The sequence below is a fragment of the Bifidobacterium catenulatum DSM 16992 = JCM 1194 = LMG 11043 genome (assembly GCF_001025195.1).
Classification (GTDB): Bacteria; Actinomycetota; Actinomycetes; order Actinomycetales; family Bifidobacteriaceae; genus Bifidobacterium; species Bifidobacterium catenulatum.
The window spans coordinates 1,632,486-1,659,088 of sequence record NZ_AP012325.1; the positions used below are offsets into that span (position 1 = coordinate 1,632,486).

Here is a 26,603-nt window from a genome sequence, read left to right on the forward strand (position 1 = left end):
CGCATTCAATACAATATTTACAGAACACGAGATAAGGAGATCATGATGGTCGATTTCGATACCGCGGCTGCAGCCGTGCAGGATCCGAACGCAGATCCCGTGTTTCTAGCGAAAATCGCTTACGAAAATCCGGAATTCGGCGCGAATGTGGTTGCCAATCCACGTGCGTACCCGGGTCTGAAACGTTGGGTCGCCCAATTCGGCGATGAGCGCGCACGCCAGCAGCTGGTCGCGATGGGGTGGCCGGTTCCGCAGGAAGGCGTTATGCAGAGGAATACCGAAACCGCTCCGGAACCGGCACAGCAATTCCAAACGCAAGCGCAGTATCAGCAGCCGCAGCAATCGTCGGAAGTGCAGTATCAGACGCAATACCAGTCGCCGGCAACCGACCAATACCAGCCTGAATCGTTCATGGAAGTGCCGGCATCGAATACGGCGAACGACGTTTCAACGGAATATCTCGACCCGTACACCAATCCAGCGGAATTGGCCATGACCACGCAAGACAAGATGCTGATGGCTCAAATCGCGAGCGAGGCTCCGGAGCTGCGCCCCTTCCTCGCACGCAATCCGAATATCTACCCGGATCTGCTTGACTGGCTTGCCAGTCTCAATGATTCCGCCGTCAACGCGGCCATCCGCCTGCGCAAGTAGCAAATAGCCAGTCAGCAAGCGCCAGTCGGTAGGCAGCGAATCGCAATAGTCGAAGAGGGGTGTACGCGCATCCTCACGTGTACAGCTCTCTTCGACTCTCGGCATCGTTCATTGTCGCACCGTCATTTCAATATATTCCAAACCTTGCGGTTTGACGGCATACTTGGCGATACGCAACACAACATCTCAATCAGCGCTGTTCGAGAGTAAAGAACTGATCTCCGATACGAATCGTGCAAGGTGCCTCAAACTTTATCGGCTTGTGCTCGACCTTGGTCTCCTCATTGCCTTGAATAATGTACGTGCCATTAAGCGATTCGTAATCCTCAATCCACAACGTGCCATCCTGATCGAAGCTGATCGCCGCATGATGGCGTGAAATCGTGCGCGTCGGATCCTCCAATTTCACGTATTTAGCACCTTCCGGCACTTCAACGGACGACTTGCGTCCCAGCAGCACGCCCATGTCGATAATCACTTCCTGACCGGTCTGCTCATTGTAAAGCGTGTATTCTAGCTTCAGCTGCTTCATGGTGAAGGCCGAAGACAGCACTGTGCCATCCCAATCGATATCATCATCGTTGGCCGGTTCGTCGTTGACCGACTCGTCATTGATTGGTTCCAGCAACATGGAAACCTGCTCCATCGGCTGAGATTGCACCGTTCCCGGCATTGCAGAATCGGCGAAGGAAGGCATTGCGGTGGCGTCATCGTCGTACCAGCCTGGTTCAGGCGGCGGCGGATATGGAAGAAAGCTCATACCCTCATTGTAATTTGACGTTTGATTTGCGATAGTGAATTCGCTCTGCAATACAGGCAGTTTCGTAATATGCCGACTGTTGGCATAATGATCGCAACAATAGTGTTTTTTCGTATTAAAAATGGGGATCAGCTGTTTGAAGCCAATCCCCATTTTTATGTCTATCGGATGATTTCAGACGTTACGTCGTTCCATCATCGCCTTTCGGATCACAGGTTGTCGCCCAAATCCATCTGGCCGCCATTGTCGTCCAGGAAGTCATCCGGATTGAAGTCGTCGCCTAGCTTCAGATCGCCGAAATCGATGTTGGAGAAGTCGACTTCGGACAGATCCGCGTCGCCGAAGGCAGCATCGGACTCGTCGCCACCCAAACCGAAGTTCGGGTAGATGGTGTCGCGAATGGCCTTGTCGGGCTCGACCACGGCGTTACGGTAACGGGCAAGACCGGTACCGGCCGGAATGAGCTTACCGATGATGACGTTCTCCTTGAGGCCCTTCAGGTCGTCGACCTTCTGGCTCAGGGCGGCTTCGGTAAGCACGCGGGTGGTCTCCTGGAAGGAGGCTGCGGACAGCCAGGAATCGGTTGCCAGCGAAGCCTTGGTGATGCCCATCAGCTCCGGACGGCCGGCGGCAGGCTTGCCGCCTTCCTTCACGGCCTTCATGTTGGAGGCCTTGAAGCGGGCCTGATCCACCAGTTCACCCGGAAGCAGGTCGGTGTCGCCGGAGTCGATCACGGTGATACGACGCAGCATCTGGTGCACGATGACCTCGATGTGCTTGTCGTGAATATCCACGCCCTGGGAGCGGTACACGGTGTGCACTTCCTCCACAATGTTCACTTGGGCGGCGCGCGGGCCGAGGATGCGCAGGATCTTCTTAGGATCGACGGAGCCTTCGATCAGCTGGGTGCCAGCTTCGACATGCTCGCCGTCCTTGACCAGCATCGGGGCGCGACGGGTCACCGGGTAGACGATCGGTTCGACGGATTCGTCGTCCGGCTTCAGCATGACCTGACGGCCGCGCTCGGTGTCTTCCACCTTGACCACGCCTGCGAACTCCGCGATCGGAGCCTCGCCCTTCGGGGTACGAGCTTCGAAAAGCTCGGTAACACGAGGGAGACCCTGGGTGATATCGGATGCGGAAGCGACGCCGCCGGAGTGGAAGGAACGCAGCGTCAGCTGTGTACCAGGCTCGCCGATGGACTGTGCCGCTACGATGCCAACGGCCTCACCGACGTCCACCAGCTTGTTGGTGGCCAGAGACCAGCCATAGCACTTGGCGCACACACCGCGCTTGGAGTCGCAGGTGAGCACGGAACGGGCCTTGACTTCTTCCACATCGTGAGCGACGAGATCGTTGAGCACGTCCATGGACAGTGCGTCGCCAGCCTTGTACAGCACGGTTTCGCCGTCGGCCGGATCGATCACGTCAGCTGCGAGCAGACGGGAATACGGACCACCGTCGGCAGCCTTGACAAGATGCAGGTTGCCCTCAGCGTCACGCTCGCCGACCTTCATCGTCAGGCCGCGCTTGGTGCCGCAATCCTCTTCGCGCACAATCACGTCCTGGGAGACGTCCACCAGACGACGGGTCAGGTAACCAGACTCTGCGGTACGCAGTGCGGTATCGGCCAGGCCCTTACGCGCGCCGTGCTGGGAGATGAAGTATTCCAACACGGACAGGCCGTCGCGGTAGTTGGACTTCACAGGTCGAGGAATGATCTCGCCCTTCGGGTTGGCCACGAGGCCTCGCATGCCTGCGATCTGGTTGATCTGCATCATGTTTCCTCGTGCACCGGACTGCACGATGATAGCCAGGTTGTTCTTGGAGTCGAAGTGTTCCTCGACAGCCTCGGAAACCTCGCTGGTGCACTTGGTCCACAGGTCGATGAGTTCTTGGCGGCGCTCCTCTTCGGTGAGCATACCGATTTCGTAATTCTCGTTGACCTTTTCAGCTTCGGCTTCGTACTTCTCGATGAACTCGTCGCGCTCGGACGGCTGGATAACGTCGGAGAACGCGAAGGACACACCGGACCACGGTGCGCGGGTGAAGCCCATATCCTTCAGAGCATCCAGCGTTGCAGCCACCTGTGCGGTGGAGTAACGGGTTGCGATGTCGTCGACGATCTTGCTCAGGCGCTTCTTCGGAGCCTGATCGTTCACGAACGGGTAGTCGACCGGCAGCGTGCTGTTGAACAGGATGCGGCCGTAGGAGGTTGCGAAAAGCACGGAACCATCGTGGAAACGCTCTTCCTTCACCACCGCCGGGCTGCCCGGTTCAGGATCGACGACTTCGATTTCGCTCGGTTCCCAACCCTTCGGAAGCACGAAGTCTTCCGGAAGGCGGATAAGCACCTTGGCCTGCATGTCAATCTCGTGCTTGTCGAGCGCCATTTCGGCCTCTTCAAGCGAGGAGAACACACGGCCCTGGCCCTTGGCGCCGTCGATGACAGTGGTCAGGTAGTACAGACCGAGAATCATGTCCTGGCTCGGCATGGTCACGGTGTGGCCGTCTGCCGGCTTCAGAATGTTGTCGGAAGCCATCATCAGGGAACGGGCCTCGGCCTGGGCTTCGGCGGACAGCGGCAGGTGGACTGCCATCTGGTCGCCATCGAAATCGGCGTTGAATGCAGCGCAGGCAAGCGGCGGCAGGTGGATGGCCTTGCCTTCCACCAGGATCGGCTCGAACGCCTGAATGCCCAGACGGTGCAGCGTAGGTGCACGGTTCAGAAGCACCGGATGCTCGGCGATGACCTCTTCGAGCACGCCCCACACTTCGGAATCGCCACGGTCCACAAGACGCTTGGCGCTCTTCATGTTCTGCGCGTAGTTGAGGTCCACAAGACGCTTGATGACGAACGGCTTGAACAGTTCGAGGGCCATCGGCTTCGGCAGACCGCACTGGTGCATGCGCAGGGACGGACCGACCACGATCACGGAACGACCGGAGTAGTCCACACGCTTACCCAGCAGGTTCTGGCGGAAACGACCCTGCTTGCCCTTGAGCATGTCGCTCAGGGACTTCAGCGGGCGGTTCGAAGCGCCGGTGACCGGACGGCCACGACGACCGTTGTCGAACAGGGAGTCGACGGCTTCCTGAAGCATGCGCTTTTCGTTGTTGAGCATGATTTCAGGAGCGCCGAGCTCGATCAGTCGCTTCAGACGGTTGTTACGGTTGATCACACGACGGTAGAGGTCGTTGAGATCGGAGGTGGCGAAACGGCCACCGTCGAGCTGCACCATCGGGCGCAGATCCGGCGGAATGACCGGGATCACGTCGAGCACCATGGCTTCCGGCTTGTTGCCGGTGGTCAGGAAGGCGTTGACGACCTTCAGACGCTTCAGGGCGCGGGCCTTGCGCTGGCCGGTGCCGGTGTCGATTTCCTCACGCAGCTGCTTGGAAGCGGCCTCGAGATCGAAGTCCTGCAAGCGCTTCTTGATGGCTTCGGCGCCCATGCAGCCTTCGAAGTAGTCGCCGTAGCGGTCTTCCATTTCACGCCACAGGTCGACGTCGCCTTCCATGTCGCCCGGCTTCAGGTTCTTGAAGCGGTCGAACACGGCGCTCAGACGCTGGATCTGCTCGTCGAAACGGATGCGGATCGCGGCCATTTCACGCTCGGCGCTGTTGCGCAGCTTGGCGCGTGCGGAGCCCCTGGCTTCGCCTTCGGCCTCAAGTTCGGCCAGATCGGATTCGACCTTCTTGGCACGCTCTTCGATTTCCGCGTTGCGACGCTTCTCCAGGTTGGCGATGTCGTTGTCGAACTCATCCTGCAGACCCGGAAGATCCTCGTGACGCTGTTCCTCATCGACGCTGGTGACCATGTAGGCGGCAAAGTAGATGACCTTTTCCAGATCCTTCGGAGCGATGTCCAGCAGGTAGCCCAAACGGGACGGAACACCCTTGAAGAACCAGATGTGGGTCACCGGAGCGGCAAGCTCGATATGGCCCATGCGCTCACGGCGCACACGGCTCTTGGTGACTTCCACACCACAGCGTTCGCAGACGATGCCCTTGAAGCGTACGCGCTTGTACTTGCCGCAGGCGCACTCCCAGTCACGGGTAGGTCCGAAGATCTGTTCGCCGAACAGACCGTCTTTCTCTGGCTTCAGGGTACGGTAGTTAATGGTTTCAGGCTTCTTGACCTCGCCATGGCTCCAATTACGGATGTCATCGGCGGTGGCCAGGCCAATCCTCAGTTTGTCAAATGCGTTGACGTCCAGCACTCTATTGTCCTGTCTATCGATTCTTAATGCTTAATCACGTTTCGTCAGACTGGTCGCGCCACGTTTTCATACGACGCGACCAGCCATGGGATCACTGGAATTCAGGTTCTTCCACAACCTGGTCAGCCTTGGCGACCGCGTCGGGACGCGCGCCAATGTTGAAGCCAAGATCGTCGGAGGAAGCAGACGGATCGTCATCCTCGTCCTTCATGTCGATGGCCACGCCTTCCGCGTTGAGCACTTCGACGTTCAGGGACAGGGACTGCATTTCCTTAAGCAGCACCTTGAAGGATTCCGGAATGCCTGCCGGCGGCAGGTTGTCACCCTTCACAATGGCACCGTAGACACGCACGCGGCCGTCGACGTCATCGGACTTGGTGGTCATCATCTCGTGCAGCGTGTAGGCGGCGCCGTAGGCCTCGAGGGCCCACACTTCCATCTCGCCGAAACGCTGGCCACCGAACTGGGCCTTGCCGCCCAACGGCTGCTGGGTGATCATGGAGTACGGGCCGGTGGAACGTGCGTGAATCTTGTCGTCGACCAGGTGGTGCAGCTTCAGCATGTACATGTAGCCAACGGAGATCGGCTTCGGGTACGGTTCGCCGGTACGACCGTCGAACAGCACGGCCTTGCCGTCGTCTCCGACCAGCTTGTTGCCGTCGCGATCCGGCAAGGTGCAGGAAAGCAGGCCCTTGATGGTTTCCGGACGAACGCCGTCGAACACCGGGGTTGCCACCGGAGTGCCCGGCTCGCCCTTTTCGGCGCCCTGCGGAATGTTCTTCTTCCAAGCGGCTTCAATATCCGGGTCGAGGGAGATGTCCCAGCCGGCATGCGCGATCCAGCCCAAATGCAGTTCCAGCACCTGTCCAAGGTTCATTCGAGAAGGCACACCCAGCGGGTTCAGCATGATGTCGACCGGAGTACCATCTGCGAGGAACGGCATATCCTCTTCCGGCAGAATGCGGGAGATAACGCCCTTGTTGCCATGTCGGCCGGAGAGCTTGTCGCCCTGGGTGATCTTACGATGCTGCGCAATGTAGACGCGGATCATCTGGTTCACGCCGTTCGGCAGCTCGTCGCCGTCTTCTTCGGCGTCTTCGCGGGTGATCTCCTTGACGTCAATCACCGTACCGGTCTCGCCGTGAGGCACACGCAGCGAGGTGTCACGCACTTCGCGGCTCTTCTCACCGAAGATGGCGCGCAGCAAGCGCTCTTCCGGAGTCAGCTCGGTTTCGCCCTTCGGGGTGACCTTACCCACCAGAATGTCGCCGGCTTCGACTTCGGCGCCGATGCGGATAATGCCACGCTCATCGAGGTTGGCCACCGCGTCTTCGCCGACGTTCGGCAGATCACGGGTGATCTCCTCGGCACCCAGCTTGGTTTCGCGGGCGTCGATCTCGTATTCCTCGATGTGAATGGAGCTTAGGGTGTCGTCCTGCACGAGACGCTGGGAGATGATCACAGCATCCTCGTAGTTGTAGCCGTTCCACGGCATGAAGGCGATGAGCAGGTTCTTACCCAAAGCCATTTCACCCTTCTGGGTTGCCGGGCCGTCGGCCAGCACGGTACCGGCTTCCACACGTTCGCCGTCGTGGATCAGCGGCACCTGGTTGTAGCAGGTGGTCTGGTTGGAACGGCGGAACTTGGCCAGCTTGTAGGAGCTGGTGGTGCCATCGTCGTTCATCACACGGATAATGTCGGCGGAAACGTAGGTCACCACGCCCGGCTTCTCAGCCAGAATGACATCGCCGGAATCAACGGCTGCACGCCATTCGGCACCGGTGCCCACCAGCGGGCGCTCGGATTCGATCAGCGGCACGGCCTGACGCTGCATGTTGGTACCCATCAGCGCTCGGTGGCCCTCATCGTGCTCCAGGAACGGGATCAGGGATGCACCGACGGAAACCATCTGGCGCGGGGAAACGTCCATGTAGTCAACGGAGCTGACCGGCACATCGACCGCTTCTTCCTCGCCGACTCGGGCCAGGGCCTGCTTCTTGACGAAGTTGCCGTTATCGTCGAGCTCCTGATTGGCCTGTGCGATGACGTGCTCGGCATCGCGGTCTGCGGTCATGTATTCGACCTCGTCGGTCACATGGCCGTTGACGACCTTACGGTACGGGGTCTCGATGAAGCCGAACGGATTGATGCGACCGAAGGTTGCCAGAGAGCCGATAAGACCGATGTTCGGGCCTTCAGGAGACTCGATCGGGCACATACGGCCGAAATGGGACGGGTGCACGTCTCGCACTTCCATGGATGCACGGTCGCGGGACAGACCACCAGGGCCCAGAGCGGACAGACGACGCTTGTTGGTCACACCTGCCAGCGGGTTGTTCTGATCCATGAACTGCGACAGCTGGGAGGTTCCGAAGAACTCCTTGATGGTAGCGTTCACCGGGCGGATGTTGATCAGGGACTGCGGGGTGATGGCCTCCGGATCCTGAGTGGTCATACGCTCGCGGACCACGCGCTCCATACGGCTCAGACCAGTGCGCAACTGGTTCTGGATCAGCTCGCCGACCTGACGGATACGACGGTTGCCGAAGTGGTCGATATCGTCGACGTCCACGCGCAGATCCACATCCTGACCATCGCGCTTGCCCGGGAACTTTGTGTCACCGGCATGCAGCGTGACCAGATACTTGATGGTGGAGATGATGTCTTCGCGAGACAGGCTGCGATCGTTGATATCCTTCTCCAAGCCAAGCTTGCGGTTGATCTTGTAACGGCCGACGCGGGCCAGATCGTAACGCTTGGTGTTGAAGTAGAAGGAATCCAGCAGATTGCGGCCAGCTTCCGGCGTCGGAGTGTCGGCCGGGCGGATCTTGCGGTACAGATCGGTCAGAGCCTCGTCCTGGGTCTGCACGGTCTCCTTGGCGAGCGCGTCCATGACCAGCGGGTAATCCTTGAAGGCGTCGGCGATCTCATCTTTGGTCATGCCGATAGCCATGAGGAACACGATGGCGGACTGCTTGCGCTTACGATCCACGCGCACGCCGAGCACATCACGCTTGTCGATCTCAAACTCGAGCCATGCGCCACGGCTCGGAATAATCTTAGCGCCAAAAACTTCCTTGTCGGAAGTACGATCCTGGCTACGGTCGAAGTACACGCCCGGAGAACGCACCAGCTGCGACACGATCACTCGCTCGGTACCGCCGATGATGAAGGTGCCGTGCGGGGTCTGCAGCGGGAAATCGCCCATGAACACAGTCTGGGATTTGATTTCACCGGTGTCGCCGTTCTCGAACTCAGCGTTCACGTACAGCGGAGCAGAGTAGGTGTAATCCTTCTCCTTGCACTCCTGCACGGTGTGGCGCGGTTCCTCGAAATACGGATCGGAGAAGGTCAGGCTCATGGTCTGAGCGAAGTTCTCGATCGGAGAGATCTCCTGGAAGACCTCGTCAAGACCAGAAGTGTGGGACACGGTGTTGGTGCCGTTCTCCAGATCCTTCTCGACACGCTTCTGCCAGCGCTCATTGCCGATGAGCCAGTCAAAGCTGTCAGTCTGTACACCCAACAGGTAGGGTACATCAATGGGCTCGCGGATGGAGCCGAAGTTCACACGGTCCGACGCCTTGTGCAGATCAATATCGTGCTGGTCGGCGCGTGCGATGATGGTGGTGGTGTTCGTCGTAGCCTCAGCCAATGGACGTTCCTTATCGCTCGCTAAATCGTTTCGATATGTTTCCCCGGAAGCGCTCCCATTGGCCACCATATGCCTAGTACGCGGGCGCTTCTTCCTTGTCAGCGTGCCCGCTATATGACACGCATGTACGCAAAGTCATAAGAATAACATATCCTGTAGATTTTTATTCGACGGTTATGCCGACCGGATCGGACTTGGCCTTGGGATGTCCCTCAATCGAAAGCTGCGCCGAATACACGCCCCGATCCACCTTCGGTAGGGTGGATTCCTCCACACACTCACTGCCGGTACGCGTTCCCGGCCAAGTGATCGTCTGCTTGACCTTGTCGCCCTTCGCCAACAGACGATAATCCGCATCCACTGGGCACACATTAGACTTCCAAATCACATCATCGCCCGATTTGATCGTCAACACAACGTTGGAAGCAGATATATCGACCAAACAGCCTACCTTGCTGGAACCGTCATATTTGATATCCGTCGTAAAATCCATCGAACCGCCCACGCCGAGACTCGACGCCGCAGGAGTCAACGAAAGCGCAACATTCGTCGCATTGCAATCCGGCACCCCGCTTTTCTTCTTCTTCGTCGGGGACGGCACTTCCTTACGGGAAATCGCATACGCATCCGCATGATGAATCTCCCGACTCACCGCGACAATCCCCCTAGACAGGGAATACAGGCAAAACACCAGAAAAGAGACCAGCACCACCACCGCAATACCGACGACAATGCGACGACGACGAAATATCGCCTGCTGCTCTTTCGAACGCTTCTTGCCGGATTTCGAGGACGTCTTCTGTGCCATGATTCCACAGTCTAGCGTGCACGCATCCAAAGAACGTCAGCACCCGCCTTTTCATACCGGAAGACGCACATCCGCATGCGGCAGGATCTCAATAAGACCATCCTCATCCAACGACGCGATGCAACGGTCAAGTTGGATATGATCATCCCACAATCGTTCAAGCGACTTACGGTCGACGGCAATCTCACCTTCCGGCAGATTACGCAACGCATTCAGCACCAGCCCACGCACCTGACGATCCGTACCTTGGAAACGCTGACGCGGCCTTGTACGACGCTCCCCCAATCCCGGGCGTCCATCACGCAAAAACACACACCGCGAAGAAACCGGACACGCCTCACACAACGGCGATTTCGCCGTACACACAATCGCACCCAATTCCATAACCGACTGATTCCACACCACCGAAGAACGGTCGAACCGTCTGCATTTCGACACACTATCCTGCGGCAACACTTGCTTCGCCAACGCACGCTCAGCAGGGCTCGCAGCACCACCAAGCGACTCCACACCAAGAAAAACCCTCGAAAGCACCCTGCGAATATTCGTATCTACCACCGCGATGCGCTCTCCGAACGCGAAACTCATCACCGCGCTGGCCGTGTAATCGCCGATACCCGGCAGAGCCAACAGCTCATCGTATGTTTGCGGTAGCTCATTGCCATAGTCGGAAGCGACTACACGAGCGCATTCCTGCAATCGCAACGCACGCCGAGGGTACCCAAGCCTGCCCCAGGCAGTGATCACATCAGATTTCGCAGCACCTGCAAGCGCAGCCGCATCAGGCCAACGCTCCATCCAATCGTTCCAATACGGCACCACACGGCTCATCTGCGTCTGCTGGCTCATCACCTCGGAAACAAGCACACCCCATGGCGTGGCACGGCCGAATCGCCACGGAAGGTCACGCGCCGAAGCATGCCACCATTCGGCAAGCGCGACCGCCACAGCTTCGACATTTTCGATTTCTGCATTATTCCCGTTCGTGTCGTTCATCGTACCTATTCTTGCATTCATGACGAACGAAGAGCATACCAATGACGCGCAAGGCGCAAATGCAGCGGAAGCCAAAGTCGAGAAAATGTTCGAATACGGCTATCGCAAGTCGAATTACGGTCCGGACGAACTCGTGACCGACGCGCACGGCAATCCGATTTCTGTAATCGACGCAATGCTGTCGGCCGAAGACGCGGCAAAAGCCGAAACTTCCACGCCCCACCTGTGCTACTACTCCCCCCGAATTCCAGGCAACACCGGTTCGGCAATCCGCCTGTGCGCGGTGACCGGCACGATCCTGCATTTGGTGGAGCCGCTTGGATTCAATCTGCGCGATACGAAGCTGCGCCGCGCCGGATTGGATTATCACGATATGGCGCACGTGGTATTACACCCGAATTTTGAAAACCTAGTGGAATCCATGCCGAATTCACGCATCATCGCGTTCACTGCACACGCCACCAAACTGTATACCGACATCGAATACAAGCCGACCGACATTCTGCTATTCGGCCCGGAGCCGGGCAACATTCCCGATCCGATGGATATTATGGCCGGTCCGCACGTGGCCGAACAGGTGCGATTGCCAATGCGCCCGAGCCTGCGTTCCCTGAACCTCACCAACTGCGCATCCATCGCCATCTACGAAGCCTGGCGCCAACTAGGCTTCGCCGGCGGCCAGTAATCCCTCCCCTGCCTGCAACTTCTAGGTTTTTCAATAATTTACTTGCTTTTTGTATAGTAAGTTCCGCTGGAGAGGCGGCGGGGTCTATTCCCGACACGCTCCAGGCCGCTCAGGCCAAGTCTTTACGGTCTGAAACAGACCCCGCCGTCTCTCCAGCTACGCTGAGTTCAACTTAAGTAAGTTTTCTTTTCTTTTATGCAAGACACAACGAAATGTACGAAAGCGAGCAGAAGAGCGGGATATTCTGTTCGAGACCGTAAGCTTGGCCGAACGGCCTTGAGTGTGTCGCGAATAGAATATCCCGCTCTTCTGCGACCTCCCCATTACAGCAGCTTATGCACCCAACGCAAGCACAAATCGCAAGAATGAATCGCACGCGACAAGCATGCATCGGGAAGAGGGAAGGGAGGGGCTAGTTTTTGAAGCTGTGGATTGGGGCGGGGATGCGGCCGCCACGGGTCACGAAAGCTTCGCAGCTGGTCTGGTTCACCGGAATGATCGGCGCATAGCCCATCAGGCCGCCGAAGTTGGCCATCTCCCCTACGCCTTTGCCTTCCACCGGAATCACGCGCACGGCGGTGGTCTTCTGGTTGACCATGCCGATGGCGGCCTCATCGGCGATGATGCCGGAAATGGTGGATGCGGTGGTGTCTCCCGGAATGGCGATCATGTCGAGGCCGACGGAGCACACGCAGGTCATGGCCTCAAGCTTTTCGATCTTCAGGCAGCCATTGGTTGCCGCGTCAATCATGTTCTTATCTTCGGAGACAGGGATGAACGCGCCGGAAAGTCCGCCGACGTAGGAGGACGCCATGATGCCGCCCTTCTTCACCTGGTCGTTGAGCATGGCGAGCGCCGCGGTGGTGCCCGGTGCGCCAACCTGTTCGAGGCCAATCTTTTCAAGCACTTCGCCGACGGAGTCGCCTACGGCCGGGGTTGGCGCGAGGGAAAGGTCGATGATGCCGAATGGAATGCCGAGGCGACGGGATGCCTCCTGTGCCACCAGCTGGCCGACGCGCGTGATCTTGAACGCGGTGCGCTTGATGGTTTCGCACAGGAATTCGAAGTCTTTGCCCTTGGCTTCGTCCAGCGCGCGGGAAACCACGCCGGGGCCGGAAACGCCGACGTTGATGACCGCGTCGCCTTCGGTCACGCCATGGAAGCCGCCTGCCATGAACGGGTTGTCGTCGGGGGCATTGCAGAATGCCACGAATTTCACACATCCGTAGGAATCGTTATCTGCGGTAGCGTGTGCGATGTCTTTGATGATGTGGCCGAGCAGCTCGACGGAGTTCATGTCGATGCCGGTTTTGGTGGATCCCACATTGACAGACGAGCAGACAATGTCGGTTTCGCTCAGCGCCTTCGGCAGGGAGCGGATGAGCAACTCTTCGGCAGGGGTCATGGACTTGGATACGAGCGCGGAGTAGCCGCCGATCAGGTCGACGCCGACCTTCTTCGCCGCACGGTCAAGCGCATGCGCAATTTTCACGAAATCGTCCGACGTTTTGCACGAGCTTGCGCCGACCAGAGAAATCGGGGTGACGGTGATGCGCTTATTGACGATCGGAATGCCGTAGTCGCGTTCGATGGCCTGGCCAGTGGATACGAGATCCTTGGCATACGTGGTGATCTTGTTGTAGATGTTGTCGCAGACTTCGTCGACGCTGTCGGCCGCGCAGTCCAACAGGCTGATGCCCATGGTGATGGTGCGCACGTCGAGCTTCTCCTGCTCGATCATCTGGTTGGTCTCGTGGACCTCCATGATATTCAGCATGGTTTTTCCTTACGATTAGTACGATTCGTGGCTTCGATTACTTGCGTGACTCACGTATGCCGCGGATCAGACGCGGTGCATCTTGGTAAAGATCTCCTCGCGCTGGCAGCGGATGCGCACGCCAATCTCCTCGCCGAGCTTGTCGAGATCGTCCACGATCTCGCCGAATTCCTTGTCGGCGTTGGAATAATCCACGATCATCATCATGTTGAAGAAACCGTCGATGATGGTCTGGGAAATGTCAAGCACGTTGACCTGATGTTCGGAAAGGTATGTGCAGACGCGTGCGATGATGCCGACAGTATCCTGACCGACGACGGTGATGATTGCCTTGTTCATGGAACTCCCTAAATGTTAGGTGCGAATATCCAGTTGCCGTCTCGGCGAATTGCCGGACGTGCCCTCAAGTATAGGAAAGGCACGTGCCAAAACACGTGCCTTTTCCGTAATTCCGTTACATATTGAGATGGCCGTTGCTTACGGTCCCACTCGCGGTCTTCCGCGATGCAATCGTAAGTATATATTCATACATGCCTCATATATACACTACGATTCGTCGCGGAAACTGCGATCAAGCCTCGCGGCTCGCGGAAGCCGCAGCGAACGCCGGCAAGGCGCGAGGCGCGTTGAAACCTTCCTTTTCGAAGCGGTCAGCAATCTTCTGTGCGATTTCGTGACCCTGGCCCTTGTCCACCAACGCGATGATGGAGCCGCCAAAGCCGCCGCCGGTCATACGTGCGCCGTACGCGCCGTTGACACGAGCCACATCCACGGCAATATCCAACTCGGGCACAGTCACTTCATAATCCGCTGCAAGCGAATCATGAGACGCGTTGAACAGTCGGCCTGCCTCGTCGATCTTGCCGTTGGCAAAGGCACGCACGAAGGAATTGACACGGGCGATTTCGGTGATGACGTGGCGCACGCGCTTCTTCATCGTGTCGTCTTCCAGCTTGTCGAGCGTTTCCTTAAGTGCCTGGAACGGATCCTCGGATTTAGCGATTTCGTCGGCAACCACACGCAGGTTGGCCACGCCGAGGATTTCGGCGGCCTTCTCGCAAGTGGCGCGACGCTGGGCATACTGGCCGTCGTTGAGCTGGTGCGGAGCCTGAGTGTCAAGCACCAGCAGTTCCAGACCGTACTTGTCGAGATCGAATTCCTGCTGGGAGACATTCTCCAGCGGGCTCAGCTCTGGACGGCAATCAAGACGCAACGCATGGCCGAAAGTGCAGCGCATGGATGCGTTCTGATCGAGACCACCGGTGGACGCACCCGCCATGTCGTTTTCCGATTTGATGGCGGCGTTAATCAGTGTCACACGACCGGCATCGGATGCGCCATAACCCAAACCATACACGTCATCCAGCGCCAAGGCGGTGGAGCAGGTCATGGCTGCGGAGGAGCTCAGACCGGATCCGAGCGGAACGCAGGAGGAGAATGCCGCGTCGAAGCCCTGCACCGCATCGAAGCCGGCTTCGCGCAATGCCCAGGCAACGCCTACCGGGTAGGCGGCCCAGCCTTCCACACCACCGGCCTGCAGACCATCGAGGTCGGCTTCGGTAACGTTTTCGGAATCAACGTCGGAAACCACGCGCACCTTGGTGTCTTCACGCGGCTTGAGCGCGATGAACGTGCGGTGCGGCAGTGCGATCGGCAGGCACAGGCCCGCGTTGTAGTCGGTATGTTCGCCAATCAGGTTCACACGGCCCGGTGCGGCCCATACGCCAGCCGGTTCCTCACCGTAGGTGGCTCGGAACAGGTCGGTCGCGTTCTTCACACCCTCGTCGTGCGAGAGCGGCTCAATGAATTCAACAGCAGTCATTGGTGTTTTGTCCTTTGGGTTTTATTGACTTTCAGCCTTCGATATCGATTGGTCCGAGCTCGTGGAAGCGCTTGGCGATGAGTTCCGGCGTGGTGTCGGAAACCCATGCGGCCATGCCGGATTCGGATCCGGCCAGATACTTGATCTTGTTGGCTGCGCGGCGGAACGAGAAGAACTGCAGATTCAGACGGTAGTTTTCACGGCGTGCGTCGTGGATCGGAGCCTGGTGCCATGCTGCGATGTATGGCAGGTCCATGCCCTTGCCGTCGCCCTTGTCGAAGAACGCGTTGCCGCGCTTGAGCAGGGTGGAGTACATGACGGCCAAATCCCAACGTTCCTGGTCATTGAGCTCGTCGAGGGTGAGCACGTCGCGTACCGGAGCCACATGCACCTCGAGAGGCCAGCGGGCTGCGGCTGGCACGTAGGCCACCCAGCTGTGGTTGCGCATGACGATGCGCTCCCCGGCTTCGATTTCGGAGTTCATGAGATCCTTGAGCAGGTTGCCGCCGGTCTTCTCATGGTAGGCTTCGGTCTGCTTGAGTTCGGCTTCCATCTTCGGCGCGATGAACGGGTAGCAGTAGACCTGTCCGTGAGGGTGCGCCAGGGAGACGCCGATTTCCTGTCCGTGGTTTTCGAACGGGAAGATCTGTTCGATGCCTTCCATCTTGGAGATTTCGGCGGTACGGAACGCCCATGCTTCCACGACGGTACGCAGGCGGGAGACCGGCAGGTCCGCCGGCAGGCCGTCTTCGTCCGGGTCGAAGCAGATCACTTCGCAGCGACCTGCGGCGAGCTTCTTCTCCCACAGCGGGTTGCCATTGACGTATTCCACGGCTTCGGAACGGCCCGGCACGCGAACCATCGATGGGAAGCGGTTTTCGAACACGACCACGTTGTAGTCGGTGTCCGGTACTTCGCCGTCCTGGTACGGGTCGCCCGGCTTGCGTGCGGCCAGCGGGTTGCCCTTGGCGGTGGCGCCCGGTCCTGCGGTGATCGGGCGGTTCATGCGTGCGGTCGCCATCGGAATCCAGTCGCCGGTCAGTGGATCGCGACGCATTTCCGGAGCGGCGTACGGCACCTCCTCACCGGCTGCGTTGAGCTGGTTGGAGAAGCGGTATGCCAGCTGACGAGGATCGTTCAGTTCGCGCGTCTTCGCGCCGGAAACATATTCCGGATCATCGTCGAGGTAGAAGAACGCACGGCCATCGGCGAGCGTGGTCGGCGTGATGCGAATGTGTTCCTTCGCGTACTCTCCCGGAGTGTAGTTTGCGAATTCACTCATTATGGTTATTCACCTTCCTGAATAGGCTCGGTCTGGTGCGCCAGCACGAGCTCTTTAACCAAATCCCTTGTTTTCCCAACCGAATCGGGGTCTAGTCCATCATCGGTAATGACCGTGTCCACTTGGTCGAAGCGTGCGAAAAGCGACAATGATGTGCAGCTCCACTTTGTGTGATCGGTCAAAATTATAGTTCGATCGGCAATGTCCATCATTGCCATATCGGTCGCGGCCTCAAGCGAGTTCGGCATGAGGAAGCCGCGCGGAATGGACACGGAATGCGTGCCCAGGAAGACCGTGTTGACGCGCAGAGAAGCCACCACCTTGTCAGCGATCGGCCCTACGAGCGAGTTGGATCGGGTGGTCACGCCGCCGGTCACGATGACTTCCACGTCTTTCGATTCCAGCGCCTGCACCAGTTCCGCCACCGGAATGGAGTTGGTGAGAATGGTGATGCCCGATGACTGCTGCGATTCAAGCAGATGTTGCGCGAATACGTATGCCGTGGTGCCGCCGCCGACGGCGATCACGTCGCCGGGCGCCACATATTTGATGGCTTCCTGCGCGATGGCGTCTTTGAGGCCGATGTCCATCTGCGACTTTACAGAGAACAGCGGCTCGCTCAGCAGCGTGCTGGTAGTGACGGCACCGCCGTGCACTCGTTTCAGCAGACCCTTGTCGGCCAGATCGGCGATATCGCGGCGGATAGTCATGGCGGAAACGCCCAATTCCTTGGACAATGCGGTGATACGCACCGCACCGCGGGTACGCAACCTGCTCAAAATCAAATGTTGACGTTGTGACGATATCATTCGAACATTATCGCACATGTTCACTCAAAATAAAAACTGAGATGATCGCTTCGCGTGTTTTACTTGCAAAAAATGTACTTGAATATCCCATAATCTTCCGAATCGCACAAAAACGAACGTCGACGTTCCGTCAATGCAACCAATCACCATGTTGCCTTCTTGCGGCAAACGGTGCGAGAATGGTGAACCATGACGTACGTTTCTGAGAATTTTTGGCACGATGCGGTGAACAAAGCCACCACCGATCTCTTCACCTTCGGCTACAAACACATCATCAAGCCGTATTTCATCTTCAATCAAACGCCCGACGTGGCGCATGACCAGATGATCCAGTTCTGCAAGATCACCAAGAACATCCCTCCACTGATGTGGGCGTGCCGTGAAATGCTCAACTATTCCGACCCGGTGCTGGAAACCAATGTGATGGGCATCGACTTCGTCAATCCGTTCGGTCTTTCCGCCGGTCTTGACAAGAACTGCGAGATGCCGGTCTTGCTCGACAATGCCGGTTTCGGCTTCGAAACAGTCGGCTCCACCACGTCTCGCCCCTGCCCCGGCAATCCGAGGCCATGGTTCCATCGTCTGCCTGAATACGATTCGATGATGGTGCACGTCGGTCTTGCCAATGAGGGATCGGAAATCGTGGTTCCTCGTGCGGAGCAGGCTTGGACAAAAGCTCACGACATGCAGATTTCCGTGTCCATCGCACGCACGAACGACAACAAAACCGGCGATTTGGAAGAAGGCATCGAAGATTACTGCATTTCGATGCGTCGCGCCACCGGCCGCACCGCCATGGTCGAAGTGAACATCTCCTGCCCGAACACCATGGCCGGCGAACCGTTCAACGAAAGCCCGGAGGCGCTCGACAAACTATTCACCGAACTCGACAAGATCGAACGCCCACAGCCCACACTGGTGAAACTGCCGTTGAACAAGAGCTGGGAAGAGTTCAAGGAACTGCTTGACGTGCTTACCGGGCACAACGTGCAGGGCCTGTCGATCGCGAACCTGCAGAAGGATCGTACCGGCATGAGCATCCCGCGTGATTGGGAAGGCGGATTGTCGGGCTCGCCTTGCTATGCGGCCAGCAACGAACGCATCAAGCAGGTGTACCGCGAGTACGGCGACCGTTTCACGATCGCAGGCATCGGCGGCGTGTTCACTCCGCAGCAGGCCTATGAAAAGATCCGTTCCGGCTCGTCGTTGGTGATGTTCATCAGCTCGCTGATGTACCGAGGCCCGCAGCAGATCACCGTGTTGAAGCGTGGTCTCGCCGAACTGCTCAAGCGCGACGGTTTCGACCACGTCAGCCAGGCCGTCGGCATCGACGCCTGATTTCAGCCGGATTCCCGATAAACGAAAGCAGCAAAATAATGCGCCCCGCAACCAATACCCTGGTACGGGGCGCATTATTTTATTGCGATTGCCGATACTGCCTATTTTTATCTGATATTTATCTGACGATAATCCAATCTATCGGCTCCATTAATACGCGCCTCGCACGTATTGCGGCTGATAGGGCGCATTTTCGGTTGGAATATCAAGCTTGGCTGCGGCACGCAACGGCCAGTTCGGATCACGCAATGCCGCACGTCCGATTTCGATGGCATCGGCGGCGCCGGATTTGAGGATCTTCTTGGCCCGCTTCGGCTTGGTGATCAGACCGACCGCCGTGGTTGGGATTCCAGCTCGCGAACGCACCTGCTCCGAGAACGGAACCTGATAGCCGGGCTTGACCGGAATGGCCACACCCGGAATCATGCCTCCGGTGGAAACATCCACCAGATCGACGCCATGCTCCTTCAACACTTTGGCAAGGTCGACGGTCTGGTCGAGATCCCAACCGCCGGCGGCCCAGTCGGTTGCGGAAACGCGCACCAGCACCGGCATGGTGTCGGGCACGACGGAACGCACGGCGTCCACGACCTCGACCAGCATGCGAATGCGGTTTTTGAACGATCCGCCATACTCATCCTCACGCTCGTTGATCAGTGGATCGAGGAACTGAGACAGCAGATAGCCGTGGGCCGCATGAATTTCCACCGCGTCAAAGCCGATATCATAAGCACGCCAAGCGGCATCGCGGAACTGGTCGACAATGGCATGGATCTCGTCAACGGTCAACGCGCGAGGCTTAGTCAGCGAGCCAAACGCGTTGGCGCTTGGCCCCACGGTCTTCCAACCGCCCTGCTCCTCCGGCACGCTCTCATGCTCGAAACCAATGGAGAAGCAGCCGGTGGAGGCCTTGCGTCCGGCATGGTTGAGCTGCACCGCCATGGTGGCGCCGGCGGCCTTCGTATCGGCAACGATCCAACGCCATGCATCCATCTGCTCGTCGGCCCACAATCCCAAGTCGCACGGCGAAATACGACCCTCCGGCGCCACTGCGGTGGCTTCCACGATAATCATGCCGAAACCGCCCATGGCACGCGACACATAATGCTGATAGTGGAATGGCGTGGGCAGGCCATCCTGGGCCAACGCGGAATACGTGTCCATCGGCGGCAGCCAGATGCGGTTGCGCACGGTCACGCCACGCAAGGTCATAGGATCGAACAGGCCAACCGTACCACTGGTTTTGGCCTTCTTCGACTGCTTCGCTTTCTTTTCGTCTTCGCTCATCGTAGTAGCTCCCCTCCGGTCGCGTCTACTGGCTTCATGCCGATCAGCTGAACCTTCTTCTTGTATTTCCCTTGTGCTTCTCTGGGAATCTCGTGCCATAGAACCGGCACTATCTGCATTCTACGCAGAACGCCCGCCGAACATGGCGGGCGTTCATTGATTGTTCACTTCCATTCACTGAATTGCGGAAGCGTCACTCATCTTCAGTCTGCTGCTGATCCTAATCATCCTGCTGGTCGTTCTGCTGGCTTTGCTGCTGAAGCGACTGGTTCTGCTGCTGAATGATTGTGCTTTGCTGCTGCGTGGCATTCTGCCTTCCACCGCCGATCCTGGTGACTGTGCTGGATGTTGCGGAATACTTGGCCGCAGGCTGCCCATAACCATTGTCAATCGGCAGCTGTTTGCGTTCAGCATAAGCATTCATAAAGTCACGCCATGCCGGGGCCGCGATGGTAGAACCATCCCAATAGCTGTGGTATTGGCCGTTGATAGCGATATTCGCAATCGGGTGTCCAACCGGGTTCTGCACGTCACCGACGAGCACGAATGTAGCGATCTGGTTCGGAATGAAACCACCTGTCGTAACTAGCTGATCCTCGTGGGTACCGGTCTTGGCGAAGGTCTTACGTCCATTGGCCAGCTGTGCCACACCGCCTGCGCCGTCAGGACGAACAACGCCTTGATTCATGGCCCAAGCAAGCGTTTGAATGATTTCCGGATCAACCGCCTGATGGCAGTTCGCAGAAGGCACCTTGATATCATTGCCGTCCACATCAGTCACCTGCTTCAGCGCAATCGGATTGCACTGCACGCCATTGGACGCATATACAGCGAAGATGCTTGCCATCGTCAGCGGGGACACGTTGACGTTGCCGACCATCATGGCAGGCACGAACGATGAGGTCTTGTCGAGCGTCTCACCGGTATTCGCATCATGATAGCCAAGTTCAGTTGCGGTATCGGCAATCTTGCACAAGCCGATGATGGATCCCATGGAAGCCTGCGTGGTGTTATGAGACCTTGCCAAAGCCAATGCCGGCGTTTCCGGATTCACCGTTCCATTGGTTATTGCGTTGGTGACGTTCCACGAATCAGTGCCGCCGGTATAACGATCGCATGCGAACAACGAGGTCGAATACCTCGTGGTCGTCTGCAGGTTCTCGTTGACGGAATGTCCCGCTTCCATCCATGCCACCAGATTGATAGGCTTCCACGACGAGCCGATGGAGAAGCCCATGCCGCCGCCGTCTTCTCGGTCCACGGCATAGTTCATGGAATCCCTGGTCTGGTCGTTCTGCGCCGCTTCGGTGGCATCATACGTTCGATTCAGACCGAAGCCCAACACTTCTCCGGTGCCCGGTTTGACGGACGCCATCACGATTTCCATGCCGGAGGAATCTTCCGGTGGAATGGTGTTGCGCGCGGTTTCGTTCAACAAGGTGTTGGCATCGATATCCAACGTGGTGACGATCTTCAGACCGCCCTCTTTCAGCAACCTTTCCCTATCCTCGCTGGTCTTGCCGAATTCCTTGGAATTCAAAATCTTATGCACCACATAATCGCAGAAATAGCCCGCATCATAATCCGCGGCCATGCAACCGGTGGAAATAGGCTGGACATCAAGCGTATCTGCGAGTGGAGTATTGACCGCCTCCTGATATTCCGCATCCGAAATATAGCCCTGCTCGTTCATCAGCTGCAGCACGATATTGCGTTGTTTCTCGGATTCCGGCTGGTTCGATTCGACGGAAGGATCGTACGCGTTCGGATTCTTGGTGATTGCCGCGATGGTGGCGGACTGCACGATGTTCAGTTGGTCTGCGGTGGTGTTGAAATACCGCTTCGCAGCCGCCTGCACGCCATAGAGGCTATTGCCGCCGAACTGTGCGATATTGAGATATCCCTGCAAAATCTCAGGCTTGGAATACTGCTTCTCCATTTGCACGGAAATCAGCATTTCCCTCAATTTTCGTGCAATGGTATCTTCCGACGCATGGTATTGCGCAATCGGATCGTTATCCTGCTGCGCCTGCAGGATCAGCACGTTTTTGACATACTGCTGGGTAAGGGAGGAACCGCCCTGATGGTCGCCCTTCATGTATGTTTGGACGAACGCACGGAACACACCCTGTACATCCACGCCGCCGTGAGTGAAGAATCGTCTGTCTTCACGCGAGACCACGGCCTGCTGCATGTATTTGGAAATCTTCTTCAAGGGCACGACTTCACGATTCTGATCCCAGAATTCGGTGATTTTCGTGGTGCCATCGGAAGCGTACATGGTCGACTTCTGCGGCAGGCTGGTCACATCAAAATCAATACCTTCGACCGACAGCGACGGAATAACCGCCTTGGCGACGCTGTTCGCGCCGAAAACCGCCGGTAGGAGGAACAAACTGGCGGCCACGCCGCCACCCACACTCAGCGTGATGTAGGCAATCACGAGTGCGAGCACACGTTGAACGGTCAAAGTCTTCTTTTCGGGCATGGTGCCCATTCTAAAGTGGTGGGTCTACTAATCAACCGCTCGTCAGCAGGTGTCACGGGTTTCTCACAAACAACCGTAAAACTTGAAAAACGCTGGAAAATAGTCGAAAATTATCGTCTCGATCGCCGAATAAGCATACCCGGCTGGTAGATGATGATGGAACGGCCCTCACGCGCAATCCATCCGCGGTTGGCGAAATCCATCAGCGCCTTGTTCACCGTCTCGCGTGACGAACCAACCAGCTGCGCCATTTCTTCCTGCGTCAGATTATGCGGCACCTTCAGCCCCGCCTCGACCGGCTCACCGAAACGTGATGCCAGATTCAGCAGCGTTTTTGCCAAACGTCCCGGTACGTCCATGAACACAAGTTCCGAAATGCGCTCGTTGTTGTCACGCATGCGATGCGCGAGCACCTGAAGCATGTCGACGGCCACGCGCGGATGCTCGTCAAGCCATGCGAACAGGGCGTCATGCTCAAGCCACACGACTTTCGTGTCATTGGTCATGGCCACGGCGGACGCGGTGCGCGGCCCACCGTGCGGATCGAACACCGGAATCTCACCCAACACTTCGCCGTACGCATGAATGCTCAACAACTGCACACGTCTGTCGGACGATTGCCGGATCAGTTTGACTCGCCCGCGTTCCAGCAGATACATGCGATGATCGGTGTCGCCTTCGCGGAAAATATAGTCGCCCTTGTTATATTCGGCATGCTGCAGATGCGGTAGCAGTTCCTCCGCCTCTTCGGAAGAAACCTGCTTGAACAACGCGGTATGCAGCAACGTCGCGCTTTCGCCACTGGGTCCACTATTGGTCTCGTTTGGCGTAGCCATTTGTCGCACCTCCGTTCATAGGCACATCCTCTGGGCACGCCGACAGGCGTGTTGCCAGGCGCGCTGCCGCGGCTTCGAAAGCTTGCTACGATTCCACATGCCCTCACGGAACACCAAGCTTTCGTAACGTTCTCATCGCCCTTGACATCAGGGCGGCTTCGACCATCGGGCTACATTGTAACTCGCCTGGCGGCGTCGAGCAGCCGTTCAACCACGTCTTCACGGCTCATGCCCGTCTGCGAGCGCATTGGATCGACTCGTTTTACCGCTGATTTCACCGCTTTGTCCGACATTTTCTCGCGTGAGGTGTTCAACACCCGCCCCATTTTTTCCGCGTCGATATCGTAGGCGAGGGTCACGTGGTGCAGTATGGCGCCAGGCCCTCCCTCTGCTGGCGTGAAGCGACGTTGCGCGGCTCCGCCGAGTTTGCCGTATTGCGTGGCGATGTCGTTGAGGCCGGCGAATCGTACGTCGAGCCCGAGTTCCTTAAGCGCGCGCACCAGCCAGAAATCGCAGAGCCGGTATGATTCCTCGATACTTATGCCTTGGGCGAAATCGAGCGGCGCGTATAGCGAGTAGGTAATGGTGTTACCCGGTTCGATGAACATCGCCCCGCCGCCAGTACAACGTCGGACCACGGCGAATCCTTCCTTCTGCGCGACCGCCGTGTTGACTTCGTCTTCGAGCGACTGGAATTTGCCGATGACCACCGCCGGAGCGGCCCATTCCCAGATCCGCAGCGTGGGTTCGCGTTTGCCTGCCGCCACTTCGCGCGCCCATGCGATGTCGGTTTCCATTTGTTCGTTTGGATTTCGCGGTTTGTCGTGGATGACGGTCGGTTTCAGGACCCGCCAGCGTTCCAGATATTCCTCTTGTGTCAGCGCATTATGCATTTCCGGTTGTTTCCCGGAATATTGTTTCGTAGACCGCGCGATATTTCCGTTGTTCGTTGCATCTTCCGCATTGCGCGATTCGCTGCTTGTGATTGCGCGGAGGAAAGCGATGGCGATGCCTTCTTCCGTCATACCCACCAATCGCACGTTCGGATAGTTCGCGGTAATCGCTTGCAATCGTCGCGTAATGTCGCGTGCGGACGCGCTTTGCTGGCTTTGCAGCAAATTTTCCAAATCCTGCAATAGTCGGCGGGAATCCTTGTCATCGCCGTCAAGAAAGAAATCGCCGTCGATCCGGCATTGTTCCACGGATTGGGTGGAACTTGCGCATTCGCGGGAATATGCTGGAACGGCATCAGAAAGCCGGACGGAAACCCCTACGAGTTTTCCGCCCGGCTGCTTGTACAGGCCTCTGCTCATCAATCTTGGAGCTCTTGGCCGCGCCCATCGCGGTGCCAGTTAGACCCGTAACTGGAGCACAGGATGAGGACGGATTCGATCAGAGCCCAGATTCCGGAAATGATCGGTCCGATAAGGATGATCCATCCGATCAGGGTCAGCAACAGCTGAGCCACGGCCTTGCCGGTGTATCCCAGATAGAAGTTATGCACGCCGAGGCCACCGAGGAACAGGCCGAGCAAGCCGGCGACGATCTTCGACTTCTGCGCGTAACCGTAGCCGGGCTGCTGTTGGGCCGCCTGATAGTAGGTCTGCTGCGCGTAGATTGGTGGCTGATTGTATGAGGGCTGCTCGTATCGGGGCTGCGCCTGCTGCTGATAATAGGGGGGCTGCGCCGATTGTGTGTAATCCGGCTGTCCGTACGTCGGCTGTCCGTAGAAGGGCTGTGCAGGTTGCGCAGGCTGCTGCGATGCATACGGGTTGGGATTGTACGGTTGCGCTGCAGGCTGATTGCGGCCATCCTGGAATTGTCCGAAATCAGCTTGGGCCGAATTATTCGAAGCGTAATAGTTGTCTTGGTCGGAATCGTTGTAGCCGGCATTGTTGTCACTCATGGTTCCAACATTATCCCATAATTTGCCTTATTTCCTTCATCCACCCTGAAAGCAATCCCTGAAATCTCCCTGAATATGCGTGAAGCCCGTCGAATCGAGCGTGAAACTCGATTCGACGGGCGTCTCAACAGGCAAACAGATCCGGCAAAATCATATAATCCGGATCATGACCGTCACATACGGGCCAGAATGTCGCGTCCGACCTCGTCGGTGGAGCGAGTGGTGGATCCCAGTTCCTCAATGTCGGCTTCGACGGCCGCATCAATCTTGGCTGCGGCTTCGTCGAAACCGAGGTGGCGCAGCAGCATGGCTGCGGAAAGGATCGCGGCGGTTGGATTGGCCTTGTTCTGGCCTGCGATATCCGGTGCGGAACCGTGGATCGGCTCGAACATGGACGGGTATTCGTCGGAAGCGTTGATGCATCCGGAAGCGGAATAGCCAACGCCACCGACCACGGCACCGGCCTCGTCGGTGATGATGTCGCCGAACAGGTTGTCGGTGAGGATCACATCGAAGCGAGACGGATTGGACACCATGAAGATGGTAGTCGCGTCGATGTGCAGATAGTCGTGGGAGACTTCCGGATATTCCTCGGCAACCTTGTCTACGATGCGCTGCCACATGTCGCCCGCATTGACGAGCACGTTCTTCTTGTGCACGAGAGTCACATGCTTCCTGCGCTTCATGGCCAGCTGGAAGGCGTAACGTACCACGCGCTCCACACCGTAGGCGGTGTTGATGGAGACTTCGGTGGCCACCTCGTTCGGAGTACCGCGACGCACCGCTCCGCCGGCACCGCAGTACAGGCCTTCGGTGCCTTCACGCACCACAACGAAGTCGATGTCGCCCGGATTGGCGAGCGGGGAGGTCACGCCCTTATACAGCTTGGAAGGACGCAGGTTGACGTACTGGTCGAGATCGAAGCGGAGCTTGAGCAGCAGGCCACGCTCCAAAATGCCGGCCTTGATACGCGGATCGCCGACGGCACCCAGCAGAATCGCGTCGGTCTTCTTGATGCGCTCCTCTTCCTCTTCCGGAAGAATTGCACCGTCACGCAGATAACGCTCAGCACCAAGATCGAAATTCTCGTAATCGAATTCGGCGACGCCCTCGGCCGCTTTCTCCAGAGCCTTCTGAGCCCACGGAGTCACTTCCTTGCCAATGCCATCGCCCGGAATGACGGCGATGGTGTACTTCTTTGCAGAATCACTCATAGCACGCGACTCTAGTCAACGAATCAGCACGTGGACGCATAACGCTCAACTAATGGACACTCCATG

Annotated in this window: 19 protein-coding genes; 3 read left to right on the forward strand and 16 right to left on the reverse strand. The window is 57.7% G+C overall.

Annotated features, from left to right (window positions below):
• The first annotated feature begins 45 nt into the window (after positions 1 to 45).
• Entirely contained in the window at positions 46 to 654 is a 609-nt protein-coding gene (locus tag BBCT_RS06830; protein WP_050776544.1) for a variant leucine-rich repeat-containing protein, read from the forward strand.
• A gap of 190 nt (positions 655 to 844) precedes the next feature.
• Here the strand turns inward: BBCT_RS06830 and BBCT_RS06835 are convergent, their stop codons facing one another.
• The 5 genes from BBCT_RS06835 to BBCT_RS06855 form a co-directional block, all read right to left on the reverse strand.
• Entirely contained in the window at positions 845 to 1,414 is a 570-nt protein-coding gene (locus BBCT_RS06835) for an FHA domain-containing protein (protein ID WP_033512807.1), read from the reverse strand.
• A gap of 209 nt (positions 1,415 to 1,623) precedes the next feature.
• A complete protein-coding gene (locus BBCT_RS06840) occupies positions 1,624 to 5,637 on the reverse strand; it encodes a DNA-directed RNA polymerase subunit beta' (protein WP_033512805.1) in 4,014 nt (1,337 codons plus the stop codon).
• Between the two features lie 91 nt (positions 5,638 to 5,728).
• Entirely contained in the window at positions 5,729 to 9,289 is a 3,561-nt protein-coding gene (gene rpoB / locus BBCT_RS06845) for a DNA-directed RNA polymerase subunit beta (RefSeq protein WP_033512821.1), read from the reverse strand.
• 163 nt (positions 9,290 to 9,452) lie between these two features.
• Positions 9,453 to 10,097, reverse strand: coding sequence for a hypothetical protein (locus BBCT_RS06850; RefSeq protein ID WP_003835399.1), 645 nt, complete (start codon positions 10,095 to 10,097; stop codon positions 9,453 to 9,455).
• 51 nt (positions 10,098 to 10,148) lie between these two features.
• The gene (locus BBCT_RS06855) at positions 10,149 to 11,093 is read right to left on the reverse strand and encodes an HhH-GPD family protein (RefSeq protein ID WP_172620101.1); all 945 of its coding nucleotides are present in this window, start codon (positions 11,091 to 11,093) and stop codon (positions 10,149 to 10,151) included.
• 19 nt (positions 11,094 to 11,112) lie between these two features.
• On the opposite strand from BBCT_RS06855, the gene BBCT_RS06860 reads away from it, so the two are divergent.
• Positions 11,113 to 11,778, forward strand: a complete 666-nt coding sequence (locus tag BBCT_RS06860) for a tRNA (cytidine(34)-2'-O)-methyltransferase (RefSeq protein ID WP_003835400.1) — start codon at positions 11,113 to 11,115, stop codon at positions 11,776 to 11,778.
• A gap of 412 nt (positions 11,779 to 12,190) precedes the next feature.
• Here the strand turns inward: BBCT_RS06860 and BBCT_RS06865 are convergent, their stop codons facing one another.
• The 5 genes from BBCT_RS06865 to BBCT_RS06885 all read right to left on the reverse strand — a co-directional run bounded on the left by BBCT_RS06865 (position 12,191) and on the right by BBCT_RS06885 (position 17,468).
• Positions 12,191 to 13,555 (reverse strand): PFL family protein, encoded by a 1,365-nt coding sequence (locus tag BBCT_RS06865; protein ID WP_003835403.1) that lies wholly within the window; start codon positions 13,553 to 13,555, stop codon positions 12,191 to 12,193.
• 66 nt (positions 13,556 to 13,621) lie between these two features.
• The gene (locus BBCT_RS06870) at positions 13,622 to 13,894 is read right to left on the reverse strand and encodes an ACT domain-containing protein (protein WP_003835404.1); all 273 of its coding nucleotides are present in this window, start codon (positions 13,892 to 13,894) and stop codon (positions 13,622 to 13,624) included.
• 232 nt (positions 13,895 to 14,126) lie between these two features.
• The gene (gene galK, locus BBCT_RS06875) at positions 14,127 to 15,377 is read right to left on the reverse strand and encodes a galactokinase (protein WP_003835405.1); all 1,251 of its coding nucleotides are present in this window, start codon (positions 15,375 to 15,377) and stop codon (positions 14,127 to 14,129) included.
• A gap of 31 nt (positions 15,378 to 15,408) precedes the next feature.
• Positions 15,409 to 16,659: a galactose-1-phosphate uridylyltransferase gene (galT, locus tag BBCT_RS06880; protein ID WP_003835406.1), complete on the reverse strand. Its 1,251-nt coding sequence runs from the start codon at positions 16,657 to 16,659 to the stop codon at positions 15,409 to 15,411.
• Positions 16,660 to 16,664: 5 nt separating this feature from the next.
• Positions 16,665 to 17,468 carry a DeoR/GlpR family DNA-binding transcription regulator gene (locus BBCT_RS06885; protein WP_003835407.1) on the reverse strand — a complete coding sequence of 268 codons (804 nt, stop codon included), beginning with the start codon at positions 17,466 to 17,468 and terminating at the stop codon, positions 16,665 to 16,667.
• Positions 17,469 to 17,657: 189 nt separating this feature from the next.
• On the opposite strand from BBCT_RS06885, the gene BBCT_RS06890 reads away from it, so the two are divergent.
• On the forward strand, positions 17,658 to 18,806 hold the full coding sequence (locus BBCT_RS06890) for a quinone-dependent dihydroorotate dehydrogenase (protein ID WP_003835410.1): 1,149 nt from the start codon (positions 17,658 to 17,660) through the stop codon (positions 18,804 to 18,806).
• 150 nt (positions 18,807 to 18,956) lie between these two features.
• On the opposite strand, the gene BBCT_RS06895 is transcribed toward BBCT_RS06890, so the two are convergent.
• The 6 genes from BBCT_RS06895 to BBCT_RS06920 all read right to left on the reverse strand — a co-directional run bounded on the left by BBCT_RS06895 (position 18,957) and on the right by BBCT_RS06920 (position 26,537).
• Complete coding sequence (locus BBCT_RS06895; RefSeq protein WP_003835412.1) at positions 18,957 to 20,093, reverse strand: NADH:flavin oxidoreductase/NADH oxidase; 1,137 nt, start codon at positions 20,091 to 20,093, stop codon at positions 18,957 to 18,959.
• Positions 20,094 to 20,313: 220 nt separating this feature from the next.
• Positions 20,314 to 22,590 (reverse strand): transglycosylase domain-containing protein, encoded by a 2,277-nt coding sequence (locus BBCT_RS06900; protein WP_003835415.1) that lies wholly within the window; start codon positions 22,588 to 22,590, stop codon positions 20,314 to 20,316.
• 101 nt (positions 22,591 to 22,691) lie between these two features.
• Positions 22,692 to 23,417, reverse strand: coding sequence for a Crp/Fnr family transcriptional regulator (locus tag BBCT_RS06905; RefSeq protein ID WP_003835416.1), 726 nt, complete (start codon positions 23,415 to 23,417; stop codon positions 22,692 to 22,694).
• A 170-nt stretch (positions 23,418 to 23,587) separates the two neighbouring features.
• Positions 23,588 to 24,730, reverse strand: a complete 1,143-nt coding sequence (locus BBCT_RS06910; RefSeq protein ID WP_003835418.1) for a lipoate--protein ligase family protein — start codon at positions 24,728 to 24,730, stop codon at positions 23,588 to 23,590.
• A complete protein-coding gene (locus BBCT_RS06915) occupies positions 24,730 to 25,323 on the reverse strand; it encodes a TM2 domain-containing protein (RefSeq protein ID WP_003835419.1) in 594 nt (197 codons plus the stop codon). Before BBCT_RS06915 ends, BBCT_RS06910 begins: the two co-directional genes overlap by 1 nt.
• A 173-nt stretch (positions 25,324 to 25,496) precedes the next feature.
• A complete protein-coding gene (locus BBCT_RS06920) occupies positions 25,497 to 26,537 on the reverse strand; it encodes a 3-isopropylmalate dehydrogenase (protein ID WP_003835420.1) in 1,041 nt (346 codons plus the stop codon).
• Between the last annotated feature and the right edge of the window lie 66 nt (positions 26,538 to 26,603).

What these genes read in the sequence shown, in the direction of transcription:
- BBCT_RS06830 (WP_050776544.1), top strand. Translation starts at nt 46, where the DNA reads ATGGTCGATTTCGATACCGCGGCTGCAGCCGTGCAGGATCCGAACGCA.
- BBCT_RS06835 (WP_033512807.1), bottom strand. Translation starts at nt 1,414, where the DNA reads ATGAGCTTTCTTCCATATCCGCCGCCGCCTGAACCAGGCTGGTACGAC.
- BBCT_RS06850 (WP_003835399.1), bottom strand. Translation starts at nt 10,097, where the DNA reads ATGGCACAGAAGACGTCCTCGAAATCCGGCAAGAAGCGTTCGAAAGAG.
- BBCT_RS06855 (WP_172620101.1), bottom strand. Translation starts at nt 11,093, where the DNA reads ATGAACGACACGAACGGGAATAATGCAGAAATCGAAAATGTCGAAGCT.
- BBCT_RS06860 (WP_003835400.1), top strand. Translation starts at nt 11,113, where the DNA reads ATGACGAACGAAGAGCATACCAATGACGCGCAAGGCGCAAATGCAGCG.
- BBCT_RS06865 (WP_003835403.1), bottom strand. Translation starts at nt 13,555, where the DNA reads ATGCTGAATATCATGGAGGTCCACGAGACCAACCAGATGATCGAGCAG.
- BBCT_RS06870 (WP_003835404.1), bottom strand. Translation starts at nt 13,894, where the DNA reads ATGAACAAGGCAATCATCACCGTCGTCGGTCAGGATACTGTCGGCATC.
- galK (WP_003835405.1), bottom strand. Translation starts at nt 15,377, where the DNA reads ATGACTGCTGTTGAATTCATTGAGCCGCTCTCGCACGACGAGGGTGTG.
- galT (WP_003835406.1), bottom strand. Translation starts at nt 16,659, where the DNA reads ATGAGTGAATTCGCAAACTACACTCCGGGAGAGTACGCGAAGGAACAC.
- BBCT_RS06885 (WP_003835407.1), bottom strand. Translation starts at nt 17,468, where the DNA reads ATGATATCGTCACAACGTCAACATTTGATTTTGAGCAGGTTGCGTACC.
- BBCT_RS06890 (WP_003835410.1), top strand. Translation starts at nt 17,658, where the DNA reads ATGACGTACGTTTCTGAGAATTTTTGGCACGATGCGGTGAACAAAGCC.
- BBCT_RS06895 (WP_003835412.1), bottom strand. Translation starts at nt 20,093, where the DNA reads ATGAGCGAAGACGAAAAGAAAGCGAAGCAGTCGAAGAAGGCCAAAACC.
- BBCT_RS06900 (WP_003835415.1), bottom strand. Translation starts at nt 22,590, where the DNA reads ATGGGCACCATGCCCGAAAAGAAGACTTTGACCGTTCAACGTGTGCTC.
- BBCT_RS06905 (WP_003835416.1), bottom strand. Translation starts at nt 23,417, where the DNA reads ATGGCTACGCCAAACGAGACCAATAGTGGACCCAGTGGCGAAAGCGCG.
- BBCT_RS06910 (WP_003835418.1), bottom strand. Translation starts at nt 24,730, where the DNA reads ATGAGCAGAGGCCTGTACAAGCAGCCGGGCGGAAAACTCGTAGGGGTT.
- BBCT_RS06915 (WP_003835419.1), bottom strand. Translation starts at nt 25,323, where the DNA reads ATGAGTGACAACAATGCCGGCTACAACGATTCCGACCAAGACAACTAT.
- BBCT_RS06920 (WP_003835420.1), bottom strand. Translation starts at nt 26,537, where the DNA reads ATGAGTGATTCTGCAAAGAAGTACACCATCGCCGTCATTCCGGGCGAT.